The 555-nt window shown below is 49.5% G+C and carries 1 protein-coding gene; it reads right to left on the bottom strand.

Annotated features, from left to right (window positions below):
* On the bottom strand, positions 1-544 hold a 544-nt coding region (locus RMT89_RS40825), incomplete at its 3' end, for an N-acetylmuramidase domain-containing protein (protein WP_315888811.1).
* Positions 545-555 lie beyond the last annotated feature (11 nt).

Below are 555 nucleotides of genomic sequence, written 5' to 3' on the forward strand. Positions count from 1 at the left end.
TCGCTGGTACGCCAATTCCGAGACCAGCGCCTGCCTGCACTTCTTTGATGTCCGGTAGCTTCTGCTGGCCCGCATCTTTCGGAGCAGTATCTCTATACCGTGTGAGGGCAGCGTTAGTAAGCGGACCAACAATGCCATCAGGGACAAGCTTGTTTGTACGTTGGAAGGCTCTGACGGCTGCATCCGTGGTCTTACCAAAGTCACCATCAATTTCCAGATCATGCCCAGCAAGTTTGAGCATAGCCTGTAGATCACGCACACCAGCACCAACGGAACCAAGACGAAGATACCCAGACCGGGTTTGTGATACGGAGTTGGTACCACCATACTGACGATAAAATTTTTCAAGGTCCGTATCATAGTTGTTCTTTCTGTAGTTCTTGCCATTGTAAACGCGAGCAAAACCAGACCAGTCATGGTCACGCAGAGCGGGAACCAGATTGTTCTTTTCAATGAAACGGATCATCAAACGAACCTGCCCCAAGAAGCCTGAACGTGCTTCAGAAACCAGTTCATCAACAGACGAATAACCCAGGAATTTCAAGTGGCTACCCA

This window comes from Streptomyces sp. P17 (genome assembly GCF_032436805.1).
Taxonomy (GTDB): Bacteria; Actinomycetota; Actinomycetes; order Streptomycetales; family Streptomycetaceae; genus Streptomyces.